Origin of the sequence: Longicatena sp. 210702-DFI.1.196, from assembly GCF_020563125.1 — a bacterium.
Taxonomy (GTDB): Bacteria; Bacillota_I; Bacilli_A; order Erysipelotrichales; family Erysipelotrichaceae; genus Longicatena; species Longicatena caecimuris.
Map to the genome: position 1 here is coordinate 1 of NZ_JAJCPX010000098.1, position 672 is coordinate 672.

1 protein-coding gene is annotated in these 672 nt (G+C 28.3%); it reads right to left on the reverse strand.

What is annotated here, in order from left to right; translation table 11 throughout:
• Positions 1-129: 129 nt before the first annotated feature.
• Positions 130-528, reverse strand: coding sequence for a hypothetical protein (locus LI241_RS15535; RefSeq protein ID WP_227151471.1), 399 nt, complete (start codon positions 526-528; stop codon positions 130-132).
• Positions 529-672 lie beyond the last annotated feature (144 nt).

Below are 672 nucleotides of genomic sequence, written 5' to 3' on the forward strand. Positions count from 1 at the left end.
ACTGTGTATCGTTAAGTCGTACGCTCTTAACTTACACAGTTTATTTTACACTCTCTCCGTGGACAACGTTTTCTGTATTGACGTTGTTACTTTAATGGGATTATATCAATGTAAACAGTCTTTTTATGTTTATCCTTTTGCTAATTTTCTTCGCTTAATGATTTTTTTAATTTTACGAACAATAACATAAATGATGATAATGAAAACACCTAAAATGATTGCTGATTCTATCGGATTTACTTCCACAAGATTATCATCATAAGAAGCATCATATGCCGCTTTCGCTTCTTTATAGAATTTCGTATCTTTTACAGAATCTAAAAACTGGTAATTTTTATCCTCATGTTCTTTGGCGTCTTCTTTACCATTTGTCTTACTCATTTCTAAAAAATTCTTTTTCTCCTTGATGTAGTTCTCACGATAAGTATTGTATTCGCTTATATAATGTTTGCTAAATTTTTTTAAATCAAAACTACGTTTTGCTTCCTCTTCATTATATATGTTCGTAAAAGCATCTTTGTCTGCCATAGCATATATTTCATTCAGCTTTAGCTTTTCTTTTGCATCGTATGCTTCTTTATAATGTTTTGTATATACTTCTTTTATAATATTTTATCTGAAATTTTATATCTAATTTTTGATTATCCGTATAAACACTATACTTTCAAATAT